24 protein-coding genes are annotated in these 23,597 nt (G+C 58.1%); 8 read left to right on the forward strand and 16 right to left on the reverse strand.

What is annotated here, in order from left to right:
• Window positions 1–96: 96 nt before the first annotated feature.
• The 5 genes from ACXJ1Z_RS18440 to ACXJ1Z_RS18460 all read right to left on the reverse strand — a co-directional run bounded on the left by ACXJ1Z_RS18440 (window position 97) and on the right by ACXJ1Z_RS18460 (window position 2,892).
• Entirely contained in the window at window positions 97–381 is a 285-nt protein-coding gene (locus ACXJ1Z_RS18440; protein ID WP_463781492.1) for a DDE-type integrase/transposase/recombinase, read from the reverse strand.
• A gap of 34 nt (window positions 382–415) precedes the next feature.
• Window positions 416–640, reverse strand: coding sequence for a DDE-type integrase/transposase/recombinase (locus ACXJ1Z_RS18445; protein ID WP_463781493.1), 225 nt, complete (start codon window positions 638–640; stop codon window positions 416–418).
• Between the two features lie 781 nt (window positions 641–1,421).
• Window positions 1,422–1,808 (reverse strand): type II toxin-antitoxin system VapC family toxin, encoded by a 387-nt coding sequence (locus ACXJ1Z_RS18450; RefSeq protein WP_463781494.1) that lies wholly within the window; start codon window positions 1,806–1,808, stop codon window positions 1,422–1,424.
• Window positions 1,805–2,092, reverse strand: a complete 288-nt coding sequence (locus tag ACXJ1Z_RS18455) for an AbrB/MazE/SpoVT family DNA-binding domain-containing protein (protein WP_463781495.1) — start codon at window positions 2,090–2,092, stop codon at window positions 1,805–1,807. The genes ACXJ1Z_RS18450 and ACXJ1Z_RS18455 overlap by 4 nt, the downstream gene beginning before the upstream one ends.
• Before the next feature lie 533 nt (window positions 2,093–2,625).
• Window positions 2,626–2,892, reverse strand: a complete 267-nt coding sequence (locus ACXJ1Z_RS18460) for a GlsB/YeaQ/YmgE family stress response membrane protein (RefSeq protein ID WP_463781496.1) — start codon at window positions 2,890–2,892, stop codon at window positions 2,626–2,628.
• A gap of 783 nt (window positions 2,893–3,675) precedes the next feature.
• On the opposite strand from ACXJ1Z_RS18460, the gene ACXJ1Z_RS18465 reads away from it, so the two are divergent.
• The gene (locus ACXJ1Z_RS18465) at window positions 3,676–5,766 is read left to right on the forward strand and encodes a catalase (protein WP_463781497.1); all 2,091 of its coding nucleotides are present in this window, start codon (window positions 3,676–3,678) and stop codon (window positions 5,764–5,766) included.
• A gap of 43 nt (window positions 5,767–5,809) precedes the next feature.
• Window positions 5,810–6,313, forward strand: a complete 504-nt coding sequence (locus tag ACXJ1Z_RS18470) for a YciE/YciF ferroxidase family protein (RefSeq protein ID WP_463781498.1) — start codon at window positions 5,810–5,812, stop codon at window positions 6,311–6,313.
• Between the two features lie 61 nt (window positions 6,314–6,374).
• Here the strand turns inward: ACXJ1Z_RS18470 and ACXJ1Z_RS18475 are convergent, their stop codons facing one another.
• The 3 genes from ACXJ1Z_RS18475 to ACXJ1Z_RS18485 all read right to left on the reverse strand — a co-directional run bounded on the left by ACXJ1Z_RS18475 (window position 6,375) and on the right by ACXJ1Z_RS18485 (window position 8,813).
• The gene (locus tag ACXJ1Z_RS18475) at window positions 6,375–6,683 is read right to left on the reverse strand and encodes a hypothetical protein (RefSeq protein WP_463781499.1); all 309 of its coding nucleotides are present in this window, start codon (window positions 6,681–6,683) and stop codon (window positions 6,375–6,377) included.
• 145 nt (window positions 6,684–6,828) lie between these two features.
• On the reverse strand, window positions 6,829–7,179 hold the full coding sequence (locus ACXJ1Z_RS18480) for a response regulator (protein WP_463781500.1): 351 nt from the start codon (window positions 7,177–7,179) through the stop codon (window positions 6,829–6,831).
• 254 nt (window positions 7,180–7,433) lie between these two features.
• Complete coding sequence (locus ACXJ1Z_RS18485; RefSeq protein ID WP_463781501.1) at window positions 7,434–8,813, reverse strand: PAS domain S-box protein; 1,380 nt, start codon at window positions 8,811–8,813, stop codon at window positions 7,434–7,436.
• 313 nt (window positions 8,814–9,126) lie between these two features.
• Here ACXJ1Z_RS18485 and ACXJ1Z_RS18490 point away from each other — a divergent pair, with 313 nt between their 5' ends.
• Together ACXJ1Z_RS18490 and ACXJ1Z_RS18495 are read left to right on the forward strand one after the other, a co-directional pair.
• On the forward strand, window positions 9,127–9,567 hold the full coding sequence (locus ACXJ1Z_RS18490; RefSeq protein ID WP_463781502.1) for a GAF domain-containing protein: 441 nt from the start codon (window positions 9,127–9,129) through the stop codon (window positions 9,565–9,567).
• On the forward strand, window positions 9,564–11,624 hold the full coding sequence (locus tag ACXJ1Z_RS18495) for a putative bifunctional diguanylate cyclase/phosphodiesterase (RefSeq protein ID WP_463781503.1): 2,061 nt from the start codon (window positions 9,564–9,566) through the stop codon (window positions 11,622–11,624). Before ACXJ1Z_RS18490 ends, ACXJ1Z_RS18495 begins: the two co-directional genes overlap by 4 nt.
• 1,203 nt (window positions 11,625–12,827) lie before the next feature.
• On the opposite strand, the gene ACXJ1Z_RS18500 is transcribed toward ACXJ1Z_RS18495, so the two are convergent.
• Window positions 12,828–13,214 carry a type II toxin-antitoxin system VapC family toxin gene (locus ACXJ1Z_RS18500; protein ID WP_463781504.1) on the reverse strand — a complete coding sequence of 129 codons (387 nt, stop codon included), beginning with the start codon at window positions 13,212–13,214 and terminating at the stop codon, window positions 12,828–12,830.
• Window positions 13,211–13,456: an AbrB/MazE/SpoVT family DNA-binding domain-containing protein gene (locus ACXJ1Z_RS18505; protein ID WP_463781505.1), complete on the reverse strand. Its 246-nt coding sequence runs from the start codon at window positions 13,454–13,456 to the stop codon at window positions 13,211–13,213. The genes ACXJ1Z_RS18500 and ACXJ1Z_RS18505 overlap by 4 nt, the downstream gene beginning before the upstream one ends.
• An 813-nt stretch (window positions 13,457–14,269) precedes the next feature.
• Between ACXJ1Z_RS18505 and ACXJ1Z_RS18510 the strand changes: the two genes are divergently transcribed.
• Window positions 14,270–16,210: an AI-2E family transporter gene (locus ACXJ1Z_RS18510; protein WP_463781506.1), complete on the forward strand. Its 1,941-nt coding sequence runs from the start codon at window positions 14,270–14,272 to the stop codon at window positions 16,208–16,210.
• 192 nt (window positions 16,211–16,402) lie between these two features.
• On the opposite strand, the gene ACXJ1Z_RS18515 is transcribed toward ACXJ1Z_RS18510, so the two are convergent.
• Window positions 16,403–16,900 carry a DUF421 domain-containing protein gene (locus tag ACXJ1Z_RS18515; RefSeq protein WP_463781507.1) on the reverse strand — a complete coding sequence of 166 codons (498 nt, stop codon included), beginning with the start codon at window positions 16,898–16,900 and terminating at the stop codon, window positions 16,403–16,405.
• Complete coding sequence (locus ACXJ1Z_RS18520) at window positions 16,897–17,988, reverse strand: mechanosensitive ion channel family protein (protein ID WP_463781508.1); 1,092 nt, start codon at window positions 17,986–17,988, stop codon at window positions 16,897–16,899. Before ACXJ1Z_RS18520 ends, ACXJ1Z_RS18515 begins: the two co-directional genes overlap by 4 nt.
• Window positions 17,989–18,065: 77 nt before the next feature.
• On the opposite strand from ACXJ1Z_RS18520, the gene ACXJ1Z_RS18525 reads away from it, so the two are divergent.
• Complete coding sequence (locus ACXJ1Z_RS18525) at window positions 18,066–18,668, forward strand: hypothetical protein (protein WP_463781509.1); 603 nt, start codon at window positions 18,066–18,068, stop codon at window positions 18,666–18,668.
• On the opposite strand, the gene ACXJ1Z_RS18530 is transcribed toward ACXJ1Z_RS18525, so the two are convergent.
• The 4 genes from ACXJ1Z_RS18530 to ACXJ1Z_RS18545 all read right to left on the reverse strand — a co-directional run bounded on the left by ACXJ1Z_RS18530 (window position 18,665) and on the right by ACXJ1Z_RS18545 (window position 20,545).
• Entirely contained in the window at window positions 18,665–19,621 is a 957-nt protein-coding gene (locus ACXJ1Z_RS18530) for a mechanosensitive ion channel family protein (protein ID WP_463781510.1), read from the reverse strand. The two genes, ACXJ1Z_RS18525 and ACXJ1Z_RS18530, sit on opposite strands and share 4 nt — an antisense overlap.
• 123 nt (window positions 19,622–19,744) lie before the next feature.
• On the reverse strand, window positions 19,745–19,927 hold the full coding sequence (locus ACXJ1Z_RS18535) for a CsbD family protein (protein ID WP_463781511.1): 183 nt from the start codon (window positions 19,925–19,927) through the stop codon (window positions 19,745–19,747).
• 24 nt (window positions 19,928–19,951) lie between these two features.
• Window positions 19,952–20,215 carry a hypothetical protein gene (locus ACXJ1Z_RS18540; RefSeq protein ID WP_463781512.1) on the reverse strand — a complete coding sequence of 88 codons (264 nt, stop codon included), beginning with the start codon at window positions 20,213–20,215 and terminating at the stop codon, window positions 19,952–19,954.
• Window positions 20,216–20,293: 78 nt separating this feature from the next.
• Complete coding sequence (locus ACXJ1Z_RS18545; RefSeq protein ID WP_463781580.1) at window positions 20,294–20,545, reverse strand: GlsB/YeaQ/YmgE family stress response membrane protein; 252 nt, start codon at window positions 20,543–20,545, stop codon at window positions 20,294–20,296.
• Window positions 20,546–20,731: 186 nt separating this feature from the next.
• Here ACXJ1Z_RS18545 and ACXJ1Z_RS18550 point away from each other — a divergent pair, with 186 nt between their 5' ends.
• Window positions 20,732–22,222 carry a helix-turn-helix transcriptional regulator gene (locus ACXJ1Z_RS18550; protein ID WP_463781513.1) on the forward strand — a complete coding sequence of 497 codons (1,491 nt, stop codon included), beginning with the start codon at window positions 20,732–20,734 and terminating at the stop codon, window positions 22,220–22,222.
• A 165-nt stretch (window positions 22,223–22,387) separates the two neighbouring features.
• The gene (gene nhaA, locus ACXJ1Z_RS18555) at window positions 22,388–23,581 is read left to right on the forward strand and encodes a Na+/H+ antiporter NhaA (protein WP_463781514.1); all 1,194 of its coding nucleotides are present in this window, start codon (window positions 22,388–22,390) and stop codon (window positions 23,579–23,581) included.
• Window positions 23,582–23,597 lie beyond the last annotated feature (16 nt).

Raw genomic sequence — 23,597 nt, forward strand, 5'->3', positions numbered from 1 at the left:
GTCTTTGAGGACGGCAGCCTAGCTCACTATAACCTGCCACTCAGCCAAGGCGGCTGATCGCCGTTCCTTGTAGGTCTCTCGATTGGTTAGATGGCGTTACAGACTGAAGTGGTTGTGAATGTTGGCGTGAACAGAGGCAAGCTTTTGTAGGGTCTTCATCTGGCTCAAACGCAACATCGCCCGCTCTCGTCGTCGGTATGGTAGATGCGAGTTGTCGATGCGGTTGTTAGCCCAGCGTCCGATCTCCTGCTTCTCCCGATTGCCTAGCTCGTTCATCGCAGCACCGTACGAGCGGAGTCCATCCGTGTTAATAGCTTTGGGCAAGCCGTAACGTTTGAGCGCCTTTTCGTGAAGGTCAGCGCCGCCTGCGCTTGTCGCCATTTTTGGTGACAAAGCTCTCCAGGATTTTACCTTCCTAATCGACAGCCTGCCACAGGTACACCATTTCGCCTTTAAGCTTCACGTACATCTCATCCAGATGCCATCGCCATCGGCGAAACCCACGCTTGCAGTTCACCCGCTTGCGTTGAACTTCACCCGCGAACATCGGCCCGAACCTGTTCCACCATAGCCGCACCGTCTCATGGCAAATGTCGATCCCGCGCTCGAACAGCAGGTCTTCAACGCTGGGGACGCTCACCCGCGAAGTACGGTGGGTTTGTCCAGTAACAGATCGTCGAGGTCCATGCCTAGCGCCGCGAGCCCGATTTCGCCTTTGCCGCAATTCAGCGCGCATGAGACGGGATCGATCCAGGGCTAACCGGCCTCAAGACCGATCCGCTGTTCGCGCCGATCCGCTTCGACCAGCGCTACGGCGAGTGGCTACGCAAGATTGGTTCACGTAAGCGCCGCTGAGGGGATCAGCACTTGTCGCCTGCCGTGCCGCATAATGCGGAATATCTGCTATCACCAGACTTACGCGTAGGCGGCAGGACGAGCGATCAGCTCGCGAATGGCCAAAACTGGCAATATCTGTCGTTCAGCAGCGTGTGCTTGGATGACGGCTAAGTCCCATTTGAAGCCCTTCAGGGCTGCCCAGTGACCAGATGAACAAGCGGCTGCTTTCGGGCATGGTACCGTGCGGGTTGAATGGCCGCAATGAGGGCGTACCTGCTCGACCGCGGTCTGCACTAGGATGACCGGTTTCAGCGTTAGCAGACGTTCCTGCGGCTCCGGGGAGCGGCGCATTTTGGTCGTTTCCTGCCGTTCCCGCAAACAAAGGTCGAGCGGGACAGCCAAGGTAGTCTCGTTCTCCCGATACCTCCCGATCAAGTCGTTCACTCGAACCTGTTCCCGATTCCGTTTGCCCGAAACAGTCCGTCGGGCACGGGATCGCGGGGCTGCTGCGAGTGGGCATGAGGCCGCTTTACAGAAGGCCGCTGATCTACCGAACCGCCGGGACTGGGTCATACGCCAGCTGGCTATCGTATGTGTTCGAGCTTCAAACCCTTTACCTTGACCCTCTTCCACTCGCGATCGGCAGTCAGTGCTGGAACGCCAATCTGTATGGCTAGCGCAAGGCAGGATCGATCCCCCAAGCCACGACCATATTGGCGTGTCTGGGCGTGCAGCCCCGCAGCCGCATATGCCGCAATGGCATCATGCGTGCGAACGTCGAGGCGAAGCTCATCCAGCAGTTCACGGGTGGTTGCCTCATCCAAGCCGCTGAGTAGCAGTTCCTTGATCACTTCTTGGAGATTGACCGCCGAAATTGCAGCACGCCCGACATGCGGTACAACCTTATCGGCGCCTGGCTCGTCTCGAACCAGCGCCAAAACTGCGGATGCGTCGAGAACGACGGATGTCATTGTCCGTCTCGACCCTGATCACCTGATGCAACCTCACCAAAGTCGGCGGCAGCTTCGGTCTTTCTGTCATTGAGGAAGTCCTCGGTTGTCCGGAGCTGCTTGGCATGCTCGCGATAAAGTGCCTGCGCACGAGACACCCCATGTCCAATCGGAGACAGGCGCACCTGATCATCCTCAACCGTCAGAATGACCTTTGCCTCTCCATGCAAACCCATCGCCTTGCGCACTGATGCAGGCAAGACCATGCGGCCATTACTGGCCACCTTAACATCGATGGTTTGCATTGAATCTTTTCACCTTATATAACTATGCACAATATCCACACTATGCCACGTGCAATGATGTGGCACAAGAAGTTGAAGTGGTAGCTTGGCGGTCTGGCGTTAATTTGCGGTGCCTTTAGGATATACTCCCAGTGCACCGCTCCACACCGGTCCGCTTTACGTCAGGAGATGACGCATAAAATCACGGCCGATTTGCTTGTCAGGTCCGGCTGAAGTCTTAGCCAAGGAGGACCATACGGCACCTATTCAAACGGCACCGTTGAAGCTGCGAGCAGGGCTAACGAAGAGCGGCGTTGGCCGAAATGCAGCCCTTCCGCTGCCGTATAGAGTTCGGGACGCCGTGAGGCGTCGGAAAGTCGTCGGCGCCTGAACCATCCCATTTTCGCGCGAGCCGGATCATCTTCCCTCTTGGCAGGTTGTTATCCCTGACAGCGCGCATTCCTCCTCCAAGGTGCGCGCTGTCACTCTCTCCGCCGTAGAATGCAAATGCCGAAAAGGCGGCACCTCGCCTGCCGGTCTACGTCAGCCTCGTGTCAGCGGACACTGCCACGCTTGAAGTAATTCACAATCCCGAGCAGTACCACAGCGCCTACAAAGGCAATGATTAGGCCTGTCAGCGAAAATTCTTGGACGCTGCCACGCACGCCTAGCAGAGGGCCTGACAGCGCGTTGCCGATTACCGAGCCGACACAGCCGACGACGATGTTCAAGAAAACACCCATCGAGGCGTCTCTGTTCATTGCCATGCTAGCGAGCCAACCGGCGACACCGCCTACGATCAATGCTATAATCCAACCCATCTCTGTGCTCCTCTGACCGCCGACGCGGTGTGTCCTTTAAGAACAGCGCAATCGCCACAACGTACAATGGTTCCGCTGAAATAGGGTGTGAACTGCCTAAGAACGTGACGCGCGCTTCAACCAGCGTTGTGCTGCATTGACAGCGGCCGACCACGTCAAGGCGATAGAGAGTGCCTGACGACTGGCCCAGTCACCTGAACGTCAACCGCGTGATCAACCATCTGGTAATCGCCGTCGCCTGGTCTCGGAGCATGATCCGCTTCGCCATAGTCGCCGCCCTCTCGTTGTCTCAACCCGCTCTTGCGCAATCAGGGGTCAGTACACAGAACGGCCCCTGATATACGCTAAGGCCCGACAGCCCCGCTCATGGTGTCTGGAAACACCTGTTTGTCGCACATCGCAGAAGGATGATCCGCGCCTGCGGTGTGACGTTCATGTCTGCAGGACCGCTCAAGGTCTTCAAAGATTACGTTGGTGCCCACGGGTGATTCCCGGAGCTGCTCTCACCCATGGAATTCTCTCAGCCATGCGCTACATCGAGGAACACGTTGGCGCTGCGCCGCGGACTTCTCCGCCGCGGCTAGATTTATAGCCGCTTTGAGTTTCTCACCCACTTGGTGGTATCAAATTGATTTGGAACAAGCACCAACCAGCAAGGTTGATGGAGGGTCATGTCGTCTTGTCATGACATATGTTTCACCAGCAGCCCCGGGCCTCCGGACGCGCCCGCCGTAAGGTGGAGGTGAACGGGCTGTCCGCCGGCTTTATAAGGCAGATGGCCCCATGAACGAAAAGAAAACCGGTATAGGTGACACAATAAAGGGGAATGGCGGGGAGCTCCACCAGCAGTCAGCAGGCACCGAAGACAGGCTGACCACCAATCATGGCGTTCCCGTATCCGACAACCAAAACTCGCTTAAAGCTGGTTCGCGCGGACCCTCGCTCCTTGAAGACTTTGTTTTGCGGGAAAAGATACACCATTTCGATCACGAGCGTATTCCTGAGCGGATCGTACATGCCCGCGGCTCGGGAGCGCACGGCTATTTCGAACTAACGCAGTCGCTGGCCGATTACACCACCGCAGCGATCCTTACGGAAGTCGGCGCAAAGACGGAACTATTTACCCGCTTCTCGACCGTTGCAGGTGGCGCTGGGTCGGTGGATACTCCGCGCGATGTCCGAGGCTTTGCCGTCAAGATGTATACGAAGGAGGGAAACTGGGACCTGGTAGGCAACCATATCCCCGTGTTCTTCATCCAAGATGCGATCAAGTTCCCTGACTTGATCCACGCTGCCAAGATGGAGGCTGATCGTGGCTATCCTCAAGCGGCGACCGCGCACGATACCTTCTGGGACTTTATTGGCCTGACGCCTGAAGCCACACACATGATCATGTGGGCGATGAGCGATCGGACGATCCCGCGATCGTTGCGCATGATCGAAGGCTTTGGGGTTAATACCTTTCGGCTCGTCAACACTCAGGGCATTGCAACTTTCGTCAAGTTCCATTGGCGACCAAAACTTGGCCTGCAGTCCACCTGCTGGGACGAGGCTGTAAAGATTGCTGGTGCCGATCCTGACTTCCACCGCCGCGACTTGTTCGATGCGATCGATGGCGGCGACTTTCCCGAGTGGGAATTCGGTGTGCAGCTGCTGACAGAGGAAGAAGCGGCGGAGCTGCCGTTCGACATCCTGGACGCCACCAAGCTCGTACCGGAGGAGCTGTACCCGGTTAAGATCGTCGGGCGCATGGTACTCGACCGAAATGCCACCAACTTCTTTGCTGAGACTGAGCAAGTAGCCTTTCTGCCGACCAACGTTCCTCCAGGGATCGACTTCTCGGAAGATCCGCTCCTCCAAGGACGATTGTTCTCTTACCAGGACACCCAGCTTTCGCGTCTTGGTAGCGTCAACTTTCATCAGCTGCCGATCAACCGTGCCAAAGGCTGCCCGGTCATGAACATGCAGCGTGATGGACACATGCAGATGGAAGTGCCTACTGGTCGCGCCAACTACGAGCCTAACACCCTTGCGTCAGTAGGTGAGCCGGGTGGCCCGCGTGAGAGCCAAACCACTGGGTTCAAGACGTTTGCGGCACCTGTCTCTGAAACCAAAGTGCGTGTTCGTGCTGACACTTTCGCCGATCATTACAGCCAGGCGCGGCTGTTCTTCCGGTCGCAATCAGCGCCTGAGCAGGCACACCTTGCGAGCGCCCTCGTATTTGAGCTATCCAAGGTGACGTTCGATCATATCCGTGAACAGGTGATCGGCAATCTGCGCAACGTCGACGAGGAGCTTGCCGCGCGTGTAAGCGATGGACTGGGCTTGCCAAAGGTCCCAGCGAAGGCGCCAGCTGCCGCAGAGCCGCAAGACATGGCGCTGTCACCAGCGCTGCGTCTGGTCGGCAAATATCCAGAGACGCTGGAAGGCCGCACTGTGGGCATCCTAGTCGCCGATGGAAGCGACAGTACTACGATCGACGCCATCAAGGATGCGGTGCTTGCCGCCGGTGCCAAGTCCAAGGTAATCGCCCCAAAGCTGAACGTGAAACTCGATGACGGTGATCCAACGCCGATAGATGGTCAGCTCGCCGGGTCGCCGTCGGTCATGTTCGACGCGATTGCGGTCGTGCTGTCGGATGCAGGGGCAAAGAGCCTTATGAAGGACGGTGCTGCGATCGACTATGTCAAGGATGCGTTCGGTCATCTCAAGGCAATCGCATTCTCATCAAGTGCTAAGCCGCTGCTCGACAAGGCTGGCGTCGAGCAAGACGCCGGTGTCATCGAGTTGGTCGGCGACGATGCTACGGCATTCATCGACCAGGCCAAGACACGGCAATGGGATCGCGAACCCAACGTTCGCCTTCTCGCCTGAACCCGACCAACGACATTCAGACAATCATCCAAGGAGCATGACCATGAGCAAGATCACAACGCTACAAGAACTTTATGTCGACGAGTTGAAGGACCTTTGGTCTGCTAACGATCAGATGGCAAAAGTGCTTAAAAAGATCGTCGGACAGGCGACTGACCAGAAGCTGAAGGACTTGCTGCAAAAGTCACAAGGCGGGATTGCCGCCCATACCGACATCCTGAAGAGCTTGATCGAAGGCCAGGGCGAGAAGCTCAAGAAGGAGCATTGCAGGGGCATGGAAGGCTTGGTTGAAGAAGCACTCAAGCACACCGTCGATGAAGCGCCAGCTTCCGGACCGATACTCGATGCGGCGATCATAGCGCAATTCCAACGCATGACGCATTATGGCATAACAGGCTTCGGGACGGTCGCGGCTTTCGCCAAGGCGCTGAAGCTTGATGATGATAGCGACAAGCTCGAGACGGCGGTGAAGGATATGCACCGCGGCGATGACATGATGAGCGAGCTAGCTGAGTCAGCAGTCAATGTCGGAGCGGCAAAGTCCTAAATTAATAAAGCGAGCCGATCTAGATAATCGGCTCGCTTCTCATTTCCATGTTATGTGTCTGTCAGTCGCTGGTAACATCCTGTGCGTTAAACTCTTTGAACGCCGAGCGTACTTCAACAGCACGTGCGTCATCTTCAATCTCAACTGAGACGATGATCATTCCGTTCAAGGCTGCATCATCGCGATCTTCCGGACTAGGCGAACCAGCTTTTGTGTCAGAGCCGGCTTGTTCTTCTCCAGCGCTATTGTCAGTGCCTTCAGCCATGACAAATATATTGGCTCGCTCGATACCAGATTCCTGAACAAGCCGCTCGATCGTCATTTCAGCCTCACGGCGGGTCTCGAAGCTGGCATTCAATGTCGAACTCATGCTGATCTCCTTCCTAGCTTCAACGCCTGGCGCTGGCCTGCGGAGTTGTAGCGAGGCAATTTACCCTAAGATACACTATGTTACAAACAACGATCCATTGCGTTTGAGAACTGAAGTGGATCCAAATGCGGTTAACCTTTGATGGTCAAATCGGTGCCATTTGCTTAAAATGTCTAACCACTTCCTGCTCGTTTATCGGTTTACTTAAAATAACTGCAGGCGCATCACACGGTTCACAAGCCTCAGGTGTCCCGGTCACGAATATGACCGGAATGGTGCCTAATTCAGCTAGGATAGCCTCCACTGCAAGCGGCCCGGTTCCCTCAAGGAGCTTCACATCCGACATGATAAGCTCGGGACGACGCTGACGCGCTTGCTCGACAGCGTCCTGCTGTGTCGCTGCCTGCGAAATCGAAGTCGCTCCGGCGTCCTCCACAAGCTGCACGATATAGTCGGCGATGAGGAAATCATCCTCGATTACAAGAACATGACACATGATGGTTTCCAGACATGAACCATCCTAACTGTCTGTCAGTGTGATGGGTGCCATGAACCAGCAATAAAATGTTGGGGTGTCGCCGATCCGCCACGCTGTGCCCATGAGGCGGTTTGCGATCTCTGCCATCTGACGCGCACGATTGTTCTGCAACACAGCTCTAGCTTTTGTGGCCAAGGCGCCGGTAGAGCCGTTCCCGGCGGCGAAATGTAGAGATTATCAAGGGTGATTGAACCGGGTCGGCCGAAGCCACCTTACATCGGCGCGTCGATGGTGAACACCACACCTTCAGGACGGTAATCGATCCTGGCTGTACCCCGCACATTCTGCGCCATCACGCGCTCAATCATCCGCGACCCAAAGCCGGTCGATGCCGGAGAAATGACCAGCGGGCCACCATGCTCGACCCAGGAGAAATTGAAACGGCGTGCTTCGTCGCGTCCGGTGAGATCCCATCGGATCGCTATCGTACCTGCCGGCGTAGAAAGCGCGCCATACTTGGCGGCGTTGGTGGCGAGTTCATGAAGCGCCATCGATAGTGCGAGCGTCACCGACGGTGACAGCCGGATCTCAGGTCCGTCAACCGTAAACAGATGGCCATCACCACCATCAAAGGGCCTTAGAACTCCAGAGACGATCTCGCCGACGTAAGCGCCTTCAACCTCGTCGCGAAGCAAGAGTTCATGCGCAGTCGCCAGGCTAGCGATCCGCCCTCCGACGACCCTTGTAGCTTCGTCGAGCGATGCAGCATTCTTCAAGGTTTGCTGTACGACCGCACTCACTGTCGCGAGCGTGTTCTTGACCCGGTGGGTCAGTTCACTCGCCAACAGTTGGCGGTGCTCTTCTGCGTGCTTACGGCCGCTAATATCGGTCACGAAGCCGGTCATGCTGAGCGCACTACCGTCACCTCGGGTTAGAAGCTCCCCTTGGGCAGCAATCCAGCGTTGCTCTCCATCAGGTGTCAGAATGCGATACTCGATGTCGTACGGCGCTCGCGTTCGCGTTGTCCTCTCGATAGCGGTCATCACCATGGCACGATCATCCTGATGGAGTGCCGCCTCGAACTCGGCATAACCGAAGGAGGCCTCGGGATCGTAGCCGAAGGCTTCCTTACAGCTTGAAGACGTATCGAGGTGCCTTGTCTCGGGGTTGAGCGCCCAGGTTCCAAGCTGACCGGCTCTCAATGCAAAGTGCAGACGCGCCTCGCTGTCGTCGAGACGTGCCTGAACCCGCTCCGCGTCAGCGAGCAGCGAGGTCTCTCTAGCTTCAAGCGCAGTGACCCGCTCGCGCTCGGCAGTCACATCGTGCTGCGAGGCGAAGAAGTAGCGCAACGTACCATGATCGTCGCTCACCGGCGTGATCAGTAACCGATTCCAGAACGGAGAACCATCCTTGCGATAGTTGAGCAGATCGACCGAGATCTTCTGGCGATCCTGGATTGCCTGGCGTAGCCGAACCACTTCAGCGCGGTCGGTCATGGGCCCTTGCAGAAACCGACAATTACGGCCGAGCACCTCTAGCCGCGTATAGCCGGTGAGCACCTCAAAAGCCGGATTGACGTAGACGATCGGATTGTCCCGCAAGGTCGGATCGCTAATCGCCATCGGCAAGATCGCACTGCGGCAGCCGACCACGAACGGATCTCCCGACGCATGCCGTTCAGCAAGCAACGCGATCGCTGCCGCTGCGTCCTCATCGACCGGGGCTATCTCATCAAGGTTCGTGCTCTGTTCCACGTTGAACTGCTACCTGCGCGAGGCTGTAGGATCAAGCTTGTTAACCCGACTATCCGCACCGCTGCTTACCATCTGAACGTCAACCTTTCCTAAGCCTTTGCAACACTATGGAGGAAATAACTAAGCTGTGTGATGGACGCCAATGTTACTGAGATTGTTGCGTGAGCGCTCACGGGCCAGGGCTCTCAAAAGCCTGGATATCCTCAACGGTGTGAGCGAGCCTGACTTCGACCGGTTCGTGCACAAGGCAGCCGATGCCTTTGCAGCCCCAATTTCGCTGCTCACGTTATTCCACCATGACACGGTGTGGGTAAAAGCCGCTATCGGCTTTGAACTGCAATGTGTGCCTAGGGCCAATAGTTTTTGTAACCACGCCGTTGATCGCAGCGAACCGTTGGAGGTTTGCGACGCACACCAGGATCATCGATACCGAGAGCTCCCGCCCGTCGTCGGATCACCGTTCATCCGCTACTATCTCGGCACCCCCCTGAAGCTTCCGGATGGCACCGGCGTCGGCGTTCTGTGTGTTCTGGATACAGAGCCTCGGTCGCCGGCATCAAGCGACCAGAAGGCTTTTTTGAACGGACTGGCACGTCAAGCAACGCAAGCGCTGGAACGCCGCGCCCACATCAAAGGCAGCATAGCCGCATGATGGATGTAGTCAGCTGCATCATGCACGAGCACGATCTGCGTCTTGTCGCGGTGGCGATCATCGTTGCGCTGATCGGCTCGGCCGCAACGGTCCAGCTCTTCGGTCGCATCCTCGCGTCGCGAGGCAAGAGCCGATTGGGGTGGATTGCACTTTCGTCCGTAGGCACTGGGACGATGGTATGGTGCACGCACTTCGTGGCAATGATGGGCTTTCAGGCGGGCGTACCCGTTAGGCTCGATCCAGGACTCACCTTGGCATCGCTCGCCATCGCAATCGTGTTTGCGAGCCCTGGCTTGGCGCTGGCTGCAGCCCGTAACCGCAGCCTCGTTGTACCAGGCGGCGTCATCGTCGGCGGTGGTATCTCCGCCATGCACTACGTAGGAATGGCTGCATATCGGATCGACGGTATCGTTGAATGGCGCTGGCCTTACGTGATCGTATCCGTCTTGCTTGCTTCCTTACTCGCAGCGGCGGCCTTCCGCACCTTGCGAAGCGAGCAGCCCGACCGACGCATTACTGGCGGTCTACTGTTAGGGCTCGCCGTAGCGACGCTGCACTTCACCGGCATGGCTGCGATCAAGGTCAACGCCATGGCGCTCAATCCAGAACAGGGATTATCGGACGTCGCGATGACGCAACTTGCGCTCGGCACCGCATGCGCTGGCTTGCTGTTCATCGGCTGTGCCGCCGTAAGCGCGCTGATCGACAGCGAGACCCAAAGCGACTCCTATCGGCGATTGCGGCGCATGGCGTTGCACGATGGCCTTACCGACCTGCCGAACCGCATGTGCTTCAACGAGGAGCTGGAGATCAGGCGCGAGCGTAAGGGCGGAACACCGTACATGGCGGTGGTGATGCTCGATCTGGCTCGCTTCAAAAGCGTCAACGACACCTACGGCCATCAAGCCGGCGATCAGTTACTGATGGCCCTGGCCGCACGTATGACGGGCGCGTTGGTTGTTGGCGAGTGCATCTCCCGACTAGGCGGTGACGAATTCGCAGCTCTAGTCTCCTACACCGATCAATCAGAACTCGATGACTTTCTGGAACGCATTTGTGCAATCTTCATCGAGCCGTTCGCTTTTGAGCGCTTCTCAGCATCGATCGGTGCCAACATCGGCATCGCTGTCGCTCCACAGGACGGAACGGACGCAGATACGCTGCTCGGCCGAGCGGACCTCGCCATGTACCGCGCCAAGAGCGAGCATTCGAACGCTCCATGTTTCTACGATGCCTCTATGGACGAGGTGGCCCGTGAACGTCGCGAGCTTGCCAGCGAACTGCGCGATGCGGTCACCAGGGGTGCATTCGAGTTGCACTACCAAGTCCAGGCGTCGACTACATCCGGAGAGATTATCGGCTACGAGGCACTTGTTCGCTGGCGCCACCCACTCCGGGGGCTGATTGCACCTGCGACCTTTATCCCACTTGCAGAAGAGATCGGGGAGATCATCCCGCTCAGCAACTGGATTATCCAGCAGGCTTGCTTCGAGGCTGCGCTATGGCAAGGTCGACACGTCGTTTCGGTCAACCTGTCACCGCTGCATCTATCTGCCCCTGAGCTGGTGAAAACAGTTCGCACAGCTCTTGTTAACAGCGGCCTAGATCCTGAGCGGCTGACGCTAGAGTTGACGGAAGGTGCTATCATCCGCGACCGTGGCTATGCGCTCGATCAACTCCGCGACCTTAAAGCGCTAGGAGTTGGCTTGGCGCTAGACGACTTCGGCGTGGGTTACTCCTCAATAGACGTGCTGCGCTCCTTTGCCTTCGATCGTATCAAGCTCGACAAATCATTCGTCGACGAGATCGAGCGGGACGAGCAGGCCGTGGCAATTCTGAACTCAGTCGTGGCACTCGGCAAAGTGTTGCATATACCCGTACTCGCAGAAGGCATAGAAAAGCCTGAGCAACTGCGCATTGTCAGACGAGAAGGCTGTTCATCGATCCAAGGTTACCTGATCGGGCGTCCTTCCCGCGATCTGGCAGAACCACACGTTGTACGCTCTATTGTCCAAGCGACCAATTTGACTAGAACGGAGGTAGCGTTGGTGGCGTAATTGGCCGCCGGTTTTTAAGTAGCTCGCGCACTTACCAAACAGTTCAACCATAACATGGGCTTCATCTCCATCTTACGCTGTTACAATATCGAAACTACCCGTTTGTCGGCACACTGAGACCGCAATGGGGGAACGACTACAACCACGTAAGGCTATAATCGAAACTGGGCGAGAGAACCCCTGCCGAAAAGCCGGCGAACCTCTCTGGGGGCACGCCCCCAGAGAGGTTGCCTCCACCTCAACCAACCATCATGAAGGAGCCGCACTCTACCTCTGACTGGTAACAGTCAGGGGAGCAAGTCACCGCGCGCGCCATCGAATGGTATTATGTTGTCACCTTTGGGCGAGCGACTTCGACACGGATCCGTACGTGCTTTCGCCAAACGGAGCTTACGGTTGTAATCCTGCCAAGTGGCAATGTGCGCGAAGTGAGCGCCATCAAAGAACGAGGCTTCAGAGTAGTCCATCATGCAAAGCCTCAGTTGTTATCGGGCGTTTCCAACCAGATTTATTGTCGATGCATGATGCTGAAGGCGGTATAGGTGAATATAGTTCCGACGCGAAAAAATATTGTCCGCAGTCGTATAGAATAATGCTGTCGATAGATGGTCTCAGTATTACACCCAGATCGTTTTGACTTTGAAACCTAATGATCTTTTCCGCTAATAAGGGGTCGCCGATGTACTTTCTCGGATGCTAGTGATTTTGAGATCACCGCCTCCCATCGATCTGAAAACGATCGTGCCACGCTGCTATTTGCAAATGCAGTCAAACGTGCGCCAGACGGATTTATCTGGCATGGAGTTGCCAAATGACATTGAAGCGCATCGCCCAGCCATTCGCGCTGCTTGACTGTCACCATCAATCATGTGGCGCAACGCTGCGATCCGTTAACACGTCGGCCATTTTATCATCGTCGCAGCATGCCCGTAAGCGGGTCTGTCGGAAAACACAGGGTTTCGGACACAGTTCTCCTTACCTGGTCGCCCGGTCGCGGAGCGATTTCAGAGTGGGCGACAAACTCTGTCGCTTTGACCAACTGTACCGAAACCTGCGATCTAGGGTTTGCCGACATGCACCAGGAAAGGATAGATCCGGGTCCGTTCTAGGCTAGGTACCCACCCCTAGGGTAGCTAATGACCAAATGCTCGGGTTGGTCCTCTGCCCTACCCTGCCCCCTGCCCTGCTCTAAAATCATCGGACCTAGCGGATGGCTACTACCTTGACGTCGACAGCATCCGCGACCTTCTTCCAGTTCTGGTCACTTGTCCAAGCGGGCAACCCATCCCGCCATGCGAGCGCCAAGCAAAAGCGATCGCCCAGGCTCAAGCCGGCCTCCGCTGTCGAAGCCCGGAGCCGGCCGGCAATTTGAGCGAGCGCCTTGTCGGTGGGAACGACCGTCGACGGCAGCGGATCGAGCATGGCGTCGACCTGTTGCTCCGGCATGCCCGCATGAATGAAGTGACTGACAACCTCGGCGTAGTTCACGCTGCTCACCCGGGCCCCGGCAATCGCGGACGCCACCTTGGCCGCGCCGCGCTCCCCTTTGAGCATCGCTATGAGCGCCGAAGCTTCGAGCACAATGCTCATTCCCCGCTCTCTTCCCGGCGCCGTGATAGGAAGGCGTCGACCGAGGCCCCAGGGTTGCTACCGGTGTACTGCTTGGCCAAGGCGTGAGCGCGAGCTCCAGCCTGAGTAGCAGTACGCAACACGACGCCATCCTCCGTCTCGTCCAGATATACCGCACCACCGCCCGTCAGGCCCAAGCGCTTACGAATGTCAGCGGGCAGGCTCATGCGCCCATTTGCGGTTATGTTGATCTGTAGTGTCATAAAATCTCTTTAGCCGATGATGATCAAGACAGTCCAGTTTATGTCAATCGCAGATAGGTGCGCATCAAACGGCTGACTATGTTCCGGCTTCATGTTCGTGGTACAACGCCTCTGACGTGGCTTTGAATGGCAACCATGCCAAACGGTGATCCGCGCCAGTGCCTTTTAGGTATGCCTAAGCGCACCGCTCCAGGCTGGTTCATTTTACGTAAGAAAGCGACGTATAAAATCCTGGTCAATTTGCTCGCCTAGTCCGGCTGAAGTCTTTAGCCATGAAGGACCATACGGAACCCATTCAAACAGCACCGTTGAACCTCCATGCGGGTAACGAGGATCGTCTCTGTCTTTGTGTCGAGAGCGTCCGGATCGGCGGTGTCGCAATAAGTTGCGCTTTCGTCCACGCCCCGCTCCCGCCGGTCGGCAACTTCTTTGTCGCGGCGAGAAAGATCTCGGTGCTGAACTCTGATCTCAACAGCTACGATGGCCGAGGCTGGACCTGGATGACGTGCCGGCCAACGACTGCTTCTTACAATTTGCGCGCGCCGATAGCGAGACGAGCAGTGCGCCGAAGTCATTCGATCCTTACCGGCACCCGTGTCGTCCACATGATCTAACGGGTGGGCACATGTTCAGATGGAGACACCTCGTCGCCTTCGACGTTAACCAGCACAGCCGTGTCAACCGCCGCCAGCACTGACGCGGGCAGCGCCAGCGAGCAAGCCGACACTATGACCATTTATCAGCGCTCCATCCGTTGATGCGCGGCGTCGGACGTGGTTTGTTCTCATATCAACAGTGCTTGGGGTAACAGGAATGGTGGAACGTGCGCAAAAGCAGAGGGTTATCGTTGCTGAAGCCGCAGCGGGCTTGCCTGAGATCTCGTCGGATGGAGGGCTGCTTGGATTAGCGATCGGCGTCGTCGTCATTGCGGCCCTTTACGTCGCACATGATGTGCTCGTGCCAATCACACTTGCGGTGCTCCTATCGTTTGTGCTGTCGCCGATCGTCGGGTTCTTGCGGCGGCTTGGCCTGTGGAAAGCGCCTTCAGTTCTGTTTGCTGTTTTGCTCGCTTTAGGCGTCTTAGGTGCCGTGGGTACGCTGGTGGCGACGCAGGCGGCCTCGCTCAGTGCCGGAGCACCGCAGTATGCGCAGACCATCCAGGACAAAGTCAACACCGCCAAGGCCTATGCGGCCTCGCGCACCAAAATGCTCGCGGAGGAACTGGGGGAGCGCCCACGTGCCGCGCGCGAGATACGTCGTGCACCGACAGCCCAACCAAGGATCGTGGGTGAGCAGGTCGTGCCAGTGCGCATCGTCGAGGCAGCGACCTCCCCACTGAAGCTTGCCCAAGCCATTCTTGCTCCCGTCGTCGCACCTATCGAGACGTTCCTGATCGTCCTGGTGGTTGCAATCTTTATCCTGCTCCAGAAGGAGGATCTACGAGACCGCGTCATCCGACTTTTCGGTACCAGCGACCTGCATCGCACGACGCTCGCGCTGGATGAGGCGGGATCGCGGCTCAGCCGCTACTTCCTCTCACAACTTGCGGTGAATACGACGTTTGGGCTCGTAATTGGCATCGGACTATGGCTGATCGGCGTGCCAGTGCCTGCATTATGGGGCGTGCTCGCAGGCGTCTTGCGGTTCGTGCCCTACATCGGTGCGCTGATGGGCGCGGCGCTCCCGCTAGCGCTTGCTGCCGCGGTCGATCCGGGTTGGGCGATGGCGATCGAAGTCGCCTTGCTGTTCGCGGTTGTGGAACCGACGATCGGCTACGTCGTCGAACCGCTACTCTACGGTCATTCGACCGGGCTCTCGCCGATTTCGGTCATTGTCGCCGCAGTCTTCTGGACGTGGTTGTGGGGCCCGATCGGGCTCATCCTTTCGATGCCGCTGACGCTGTGTCTTGTTGTTCTTGGTCGACATGTGCGCTCGCTAGAGTTTCTGGACGTGCTGCTCGGTGACCGGCCCGCGTTGACACCGGTCGAGAGCTTCTACCAACGAATGCTCGCAGACGATCCGGAGGAGGCAATCGAGCAAGCCGAGGAACTGCTGAAGAGCCGCTCGTTGACCGCCTATTATGACGAAGTGGCTCTAGAGGCACTGAAGCTGGCGGCGATCGATGCCGAGCGTGGAGTGATCGATCGAAAAGGCGTCGGTCGCATTGCGCAATCGATGATGGCGGTGATCGGGGAACTCGACGATCACGACGACGAGGCAAAGGCAAAATCCAGTACGTCTGGCGACACGACGTCGCTGAGCCCGTTGGATGGGGAAGGAGTGCCGATCCAGGAAACTGCGCGCGAAACACTTACCAACGCGCCACCCCTTTGGCAGGATGCCGGATCGGTGATGTGTGTCGCCGGCCGCGGGCCGCTCGACGAAGTCGTGACCGGCATGCTCGCGCAGCTTCTCCAGAAACGTGGCTTTGGCACTCAGCGCGTGGCGCATGACCATGTAAGCCGCGAGAAGATCGAAGCACTCGACGTGTCACGAACCGAGATGATCTGCTTGTCCTATCTCGAGATTGGCGGCTCGCCCGCGCATCTTCGTTATCTGGTCAAGCGGCTACGCCGTCATGCGCCCGATGCGGCGATCATGGTCGGGCTGTGGCCCGAGGGTGAGGCTGCGCTCTCCGATCAGGGCATTCAGCACGCGCTCGGCGCCAACGTCTATGTCGGCAAGCTCGGAGAAGCAGTGGAGGCGTGCCTCAAAACTGCGGCCGAGTGGAAGACGTCGAATGTCGCTGCTTAGTGCCCCTTTGCCAAAGGTAGGAAGTAGGGCGGTGAGGATCCAAAGTCAAAGCTGGCCACACTTGATGCATGATGCTCAGGTCGATGCCTGATCTTGCCAGCGGCGTCCGCACGCAGGATCAGCGAGGCACGACGATAGAGGTCTATACTGGCAAGGTCCGGACAGCAGCTTTCATCCTTGCGCAGCACTCCCTCAAGGTACCAACGCCGATCGATTGCCAACTGCATCGCACGCAACCACACTGAAGCTGCCATCCGTCTCCAGCACCACCGCCGTTATGGTGGAGAAACCGCCGTGGCCGGCTTTTCGCACCGCTGCGGCAACCTCGTCATGGGTCACCCGCTCTTCGAGCAGCGCCTGATCATCCAGAGCGCCGTTACGAAGAAGAACTCGGGGTTCGGACTTCACGGCATCTGCAACCAGCTTCCACCTTCGCGCAGCCCAGGCAATCACGAATTGCAGCAGTGCAAGCACGGCGAAGCCGAGAGCACCCTCGGCAAGGGGCACATCCTTCGATAACAATGCGGTAGCGAGCGTCGATCCTAGCGCCACCGTCACGACAAAGTCGAACGCATTCATTTTGGCGAGTGTTCGCTTGCCGCTCACCCGCAGGATCGCGATGAGGATCAGATAAGCGAGAGACCCCACCACCACGATGCGCAGGAGGCCGAAGAAGCTGCCAACGATCATTCCAGACTACTCACATTTACTCCATTATCCGTTGCGCGCACACGCTCCTGCCGGGTCGAAGTGGTCGAGCGGATGTGAATGTCGCGCTGCGGAAAAGGGATCTCGATGTCGTGTTCCTTGAACGCAACCCACAAGCGGTTGAGTATATCGGACCTGACATTACCAACGCCCGCTTCGGGATCAGCTATCCAGACCATGATCTCGTGATCGACAGAGCTATCGCCAAAGCCCGTGAGCCAGACCGTTGGCTTGGGATGATCCAGAACGCGCGCAGCCGCACTCGCCGCCTCTATCATTAATCGCTGCGCAAGCGGTAGATCGCTGTCGTAACTAATGCCAACGGGGATGTGGACCCGCACGTTGCGGCTCGAATACGACCAGTTCTCGACCGGCTCGGTCATGAGTTGCTCGTTCGGGATCAGGTGTTCCTTGCCGTCGCGCGTCACCAGCGAGACGGCCCGCACGCCGATTTTGGTCACTGCACCAAAGGTATCGCCCACCACGATGACATCTCCCGGCTTGACCGATCGGTCCATCAGCAGGATCAGCCCTGCAATGAGATTGCCGAAGGTCTTCTGCAATCCGAACCCAATTGCGAGCCCGATGGCACCAGAAAAGACGGTAAAGGCGGTCAGGTCGATGCCGAGCAGATCAACGCCAAGCAGCACGGCGGCGACGATGATCAGCAGGCTACCAAGCTTCTGGATCAGCGCGCGCTGCGAGATGTCCATGGCATGCATCTTGTCAATCGAGTGAGTGAGCACTCGGTTCGCCAGACGAGCTAACAGATAAAGAACCGCGCCAATAACGATGAAATTGACCGCGCCCAGAAGCGATATCCGGCGAGTGCCCACGGTTAGGCCAACGCCGTCGAGCGCTCCAATGAGGGAGCGTAGCCCACCCAGATCACCGGCAGTGGTGGCGACAAGCACGATTGAGCCCATCACACCCGCCAGGATGCTGCCCATTCCAGACGCTTTTGCGATCCGATACACCAGCATCGCCATCGCCAGCCCCAGCGCAAAAGCCAGGATGAGAGCCGCCAGCGTGCTGAATCCCGGTATGTTGCCGATGATCATCAGCAGCATCGAGGCCAACCCGTAAATGAGTCACCGACCGAGCAAGTGATGTTCCGAACTGATCGCTACGTCCGGTCAGCCGGCGAATGGCCGCACCGATTCTGGGTGCAAGCTGTCCGGCGAGAAACCAGCCAATCCAGAAGCTGCCGGCCGCAACCGCGATGGATGCAATGATCGAGGGTGTGTCCGGTGACTCTCGAACCGGCAAGCCGAGCTTTTCGAGCCATTGCTGCCAGTTCCTCAAGTTATCCTTTATTGTCATACGCAACTTGAAAACGCAAAAATATCCCGAGCGGGCCTTCGGAAGATCCGACGCAACTTATTATGCGGCACTACTCGCTAGAAGCGAGTTCGTAAAAACTTATACTTCGGCCAGAATCGCTCCCTGTCCTTGCGGATGTGGAGCGTTCGTCATTACGCGCGCCCTGCTCGACCGGGCACGGCATTTTCGCCTGACGCCGATCGGCAGCGACGTCCTCGGGTGTGAAAATGCGATCGATCTGCTGGCCAAGCATCTCCGTCTCGGCTTAGCCTTGGATGAGGCGAGCACCTTCATTCCAAGTGGTTACGCTGCCATCCGGAGCCGTCGCTACCATGGCGAAATCGGTCGCAATGTCGATGATCCAGCGATTGATGGCATTGTCTTGCATGTGCCCCTTCACTGGCGTGATCGCCATCCACGGGTTTAAGCTGCGTTTGTCTCGCGGCGAAGGGTTATCGGCGGTAGTCCGACAATGTCATAGGTCGCCGAGGCAATGCCGATCTCAGCCTCGTCGAGCGCCGCGATGATCTGGCGGCTCATCGCGTCCTTGATCGTGCGGATCCGGTGCGTGGTAACGATGAAACGAACGGTGAGTTCCAGCCAGTTGTCGGTAATGCGGAAGAATACCTTGGGATCAAGATCGATCGGATCGACCCCAAACCGCGTTTCCATATCGGCTTTCGCGTCGGCGGCGATGTCATTCGCGCCGCCGGCGAACGCGCGTGCGGCGTCGAGCAGAATCGCCTCGACCTTGGCGCGATCTGCCTCGTACGTGATGGGAATCGCCATCTCTTCCCAGATGAACGGGAAATCGCGCGTGTAGTTGTACACCGGCTCGGAGAACATTTTGGAATTGCTGACGGTGACGATCCGACCGGTGAACTGGCGGCTCTTTACCCACATTGCGGGGTCTGCACCCTGGACGCTGGGCGGCTGCCCCATCTCCATAATCGTGGTCTGGATGAAGCCGAGCCGCAGCACGTCCCCGCGCACACCGCCCATCGAGATGCGATCGCCGACGTTGAAGGTACTGCCGCGCAGAATGACGAAATAACCGGCGATGGACGTCACTGGCTGCTGAAGCGCAAAGGCGAGGCCCGCGGTAACCAGACCCAGCGCGGTCGCAAGGCGGGTCGGATCGCTGAACCAGATCGACAGCAGGCCGAGTATGAGGACGACCGCGCTGAGCAGGCTGATGCCCTGCCGCGTCCAGAACTTGGTCTGCAGTCCCGCGGTATCAGTGTTGCGCAGCACCACGCCGACCAGCCAGCGTAGGATCCGGCTTATGCCGACGACGATCACGATGAACGCGACCGAGAGGAGCAGCTTTTGCCCGTTCTCGGGGTTCACGCCGACCCAGTTGATTCCCATGAATTGCATCGCGCCGCTCCGCTGGCATCGCCGCGTCGCCTGACGCGCTCTTGAAAAAACAGGAGGAGGCCGGGCGACGTGACGCCGCCTGGCCTCCCGGCATGACCCTCAGAGGGTCACATGCAAACGGCTTTAGATGTCGTCGCCGAGCGCGCCCTTGACGCTGCCTTTCACGTCCTGTGCCGAGCCCTTCAGCTGTTGGGCCTTGCCCTCAGCCTCCAGCTGGTCGTTGTCGGTCATGTCGCCGATCTCTTCCTTGACCTTGCCGGCGGCCTTGTTGCCGGCAGCTTTCATCTTGTCGGTGAATTCACCCATCTGTTTTCTCCTTCGTTGGTTGTTTCAGTGAACCGCTGGCGCTTTGTTTGCGACAATCGCGTCGCGTTGCGCCTTGGTCAACTTGCTGACATCCATGTCCGCTGCCTTGATCGCGTCGGCGCGCGATTCCGCCGTGTCCCGTGCGGTATCTGCACGGTTGTCGAGCGCCTTCGCCTTGCTGCGCATGGCGTCAGCATTCTGCTCCATCGCGTCGGCTCGCGCATCTCCCGACGCTTCGACACGCGCGGCAAGCTTGTCTGATGGGCTTTTGCTGCAACCGACGATCATCAAGGTGGCCAGTGCGAGCGGCAATAAGGTGGTTTTCTTAATGATGTTGAGCTTTCCCTATTAATGGAGATCCGATGATTACCGTGCGGTGCCGCGACGAATGAGATTCAGGATAGCGAGGAGGATCACCGCTCCAAGCAATGACACAGCGAAGCTGGGTATGCTCAGCGGCGCCTCGTTGATGCTCCCGCCATTGAAGATCAGTCCGCCGATGGAGGCGCCCACTATGCCGATGATAACGTTGATGATGATGCCGTTATTGTCTCGCATGATCAGGCCGGCGAGCCAGCCAACCACACCGCCGATGACAAGCCAAATTAGAATCCCGATCATGATGTTTCCTTAAGCTTGAGCGATGCCGTTCGTGCGAAGCTCGAGCACTTTGCTCAGCGGGCAGAAGGTATGTGACTCAGACTGGGTCGCAAAGATGCGTTTGCATCAGACGATCAGAGGCAATCGACCCAAGACGTCGAGATAATGGAAGTCTAGGTACCTGCCAAACCATAGGAACGCATCATGCCGAAACGCCAAGACCGCGGCAGATTTGTCGAAGTGCGCAAGACCGCTGATCTCGACAATCTGCGCCTGATCGTCTCAGGTCTATGCGAAGGCGTGATATCGCTCGATCCTGCCGGGACCATCTTGTGGAGTAACGATGCCGCGCTCGCGATGCATGGGGTCGGCACGATCGAAGCGCTGGGAGGAGACGCCGCTGGCTATCGATCGCGGTTCGCGCTGCGTTATCGCAACGGTCATGCGCTGAAATCTGATGATTATCCGGCCGAACGCGCGGTGGCAGGCGAAACCGTTCTCGATATTGTTGTCGAGGTGACGCCTGACGGCGCGGACGAAATGCAGTGGGTCCATCAGGTTCGCAGTCTCATCCTCGCTGACCGGGACGGCGCGATCGAGGGTCTCGTGCTGATCATCACCGACATCAGCGAACGCGCCGAAGCCGAGCACCGCTTCCGCCAAGCTTTCAACGCCAATCCAGCGCCGGCCGTGATCTCCCGGCTGTCGGACTTGAAGGTGGTACGTGCCAATCAGGGGTTCCTCGACATGACAGGATATGCGGCGAACCGCATCGTCGGGCGTACCGTATACGAACTGGATCTGTTCACCCGTGCCGAGCGTCGCGATCTGGCTCATGAGCGGCTCGCAGCTGGTGAGGCCGTGCCCCAGATGGAAACCGAGATCGACCTGCCCGAGGGTGATACCAAGCTCGTCATCATCGCCGGCCAGCCTATCGGACTGGAGGACGAGGACTGCATGCTGTTCACCTTTGCGGACCTCGAACCGCGTCGAAAGGCGGAAACCGCACTGCGTCACAGCGAGGAGCGTTTCCAGGAGGCGTTCGATCTGGCCCCGGTGGCCCTGGTGATCGCCCTGCTCAAGAACCACGCCTTGATAGAGGTGAATCAGGCTTTCCGCACGATGACCGGTCATTCAGAGGCCACGCTCGTCGGGCGCAGCCCTGGAGAGCTGACCCTGTGGGACACGGCCCTGACGCGGCGGCGGATGGAAGAGCAGGTCGAGACGACCGGGAAGCTGCATAATCAGGATGCGAAGGTCCGCACCAGCACGGGCCAGTTCCTCGACTGCCTGGTCTCGGCGGCCACGATCCACCGGGCGGGCGATCGCTGCGTGCTGTGGGTCATTCAAGATATCACCGAACGGCGCCAGTCCAAACTCGATTTGGTCACCGCGATCGAGGCGGTCATGAGCGACGCAAGTTGGTTCAGCCGCAATGTCATGGATAAGCTGGCCAACCTGCGTGCAGATCAGGCCGGCAAGCCGAACAAGGAGACGACACAGCTTACCCCGCGCGAGCGCGAGGTGCTTGAGCATCTGGGGCAAGGTCAAGATGACACGGCGATCGCCGATGCGCTCGGGCTGACGCGCACTACGGTGCGCAACCACGTGTCGCGGATTTACGCCAAGATCGGCGTGAACAAGCGTGGCGCCGCGATCATCTGGGCGCGTGAGCGCGGCATTGGTGGAGGATGATTAAAAGCAGTCTGACGTGATACCTGACCATTCCTAATCTAGGTTGCGATGAGCTGGGCGGGATGCGATAGGCGGCCCGGGTGCTCGTCTTGCGAAAGCAGGAGTGGGCAGGTTTGTACGCTGGTCGGGCCGCCAGCGCCGACCTCCCCGCCCTAAGGTATTGTCATGACCAGATACCATGCGCACCCAAGCGCTATCCGCCGTTTTCTTGAAGCGCAATCATCGACGGGGATCGTGCTAATGGCGGCCGCAGTGGTGGCGTTGGTGATCGCGAACTCGGCGATCGGCGCCAGTTACGATGCGATGCTGCACACCTACCTGGGGCCGCTCTCAGTCGGACACTGGATTAACGATGGCCTGATGGCGTTGTTCTTTCTTCTGGTCGGCCTGGAGATCAAGCGCGAGCTCATCGACGGCCAGCTTTCCACTTGGCCGCGACGCATTCTTCCCGGCATCGCGGCAACTGGAGGGATGATCGTACCGGCTCTGATTTACCTCGCGTTCAACCAGGGGCCGACTTCATCGGGATGGGCAATTCCGGCGGCCACAGACATTGCCTTCGCATTAGGCGTCATCGCCATCCTTGGCGATCGTGTGCCAGGCTCTTTGCGCGTCTTCCTCGCCGCACTCGCTATCATCGACGATCTTGGCGTAGTCATCATTATTGCCTTGTTTTACACGGCAAGCCTTTCGCTACCCGACCTTGCGGGGACGGCCGTTGCGCTTGCAGTTTTAATTGGCCTGAACCGTTTTGGAGTGCGGCGCCTGTCGCCGTATCTCTTGGTCGGACTGATCTTGTGGGTACTCGTCTATCGGTCAGGCATCCACGCAACGCTGGCGGGAGTCATGCTCGCCTTGACGATCCCGATGGAACGCACACCCAGTCGGCCTGACGCGGACAGTATCAGTCCTCTCCATCGGCTAGAGAGCATCTTGCACAAGCCGGTTGGCTTCCTCATCGTGCCGGTGTTCGGACTGGCCAATGCTGCGGTGCCGGTTATCGGATTGCCCTCCAGCGCATGGGTAGCGCCGGTGACTCTCGGCGTCGCTGCCGGTCTGTTGATCGGCAAGGTTCTCGGTGTATTCGGATTTGCGACTATCGCGGTTCGCTTGGGGTTGGCGGATCGGCCCGCACATGCCAGCAGGCTTCAGGTGCTTGGTGTCGCGCTGCTCTGCGGCATCGGCTTCACGATGAGCATTTTCATCACCTTGCTCGCCTTCCCCATGAGCCCTCTGCTGCAAACCGAGGCCAAGATCGGCGTTTTGGCGGGTTCGCTTGTCGCTGGCCTCCTGGGCTATGCGGTCCTGCGCTACGCGAAGCGCGAAACGTCCGCCGTAGTCATTGGAAAGGCGATCTGATTTTGGCTGTGTCGAT

Source organism: Novosphingobium sp. TK46 (genome assembly GCF_055361525.1).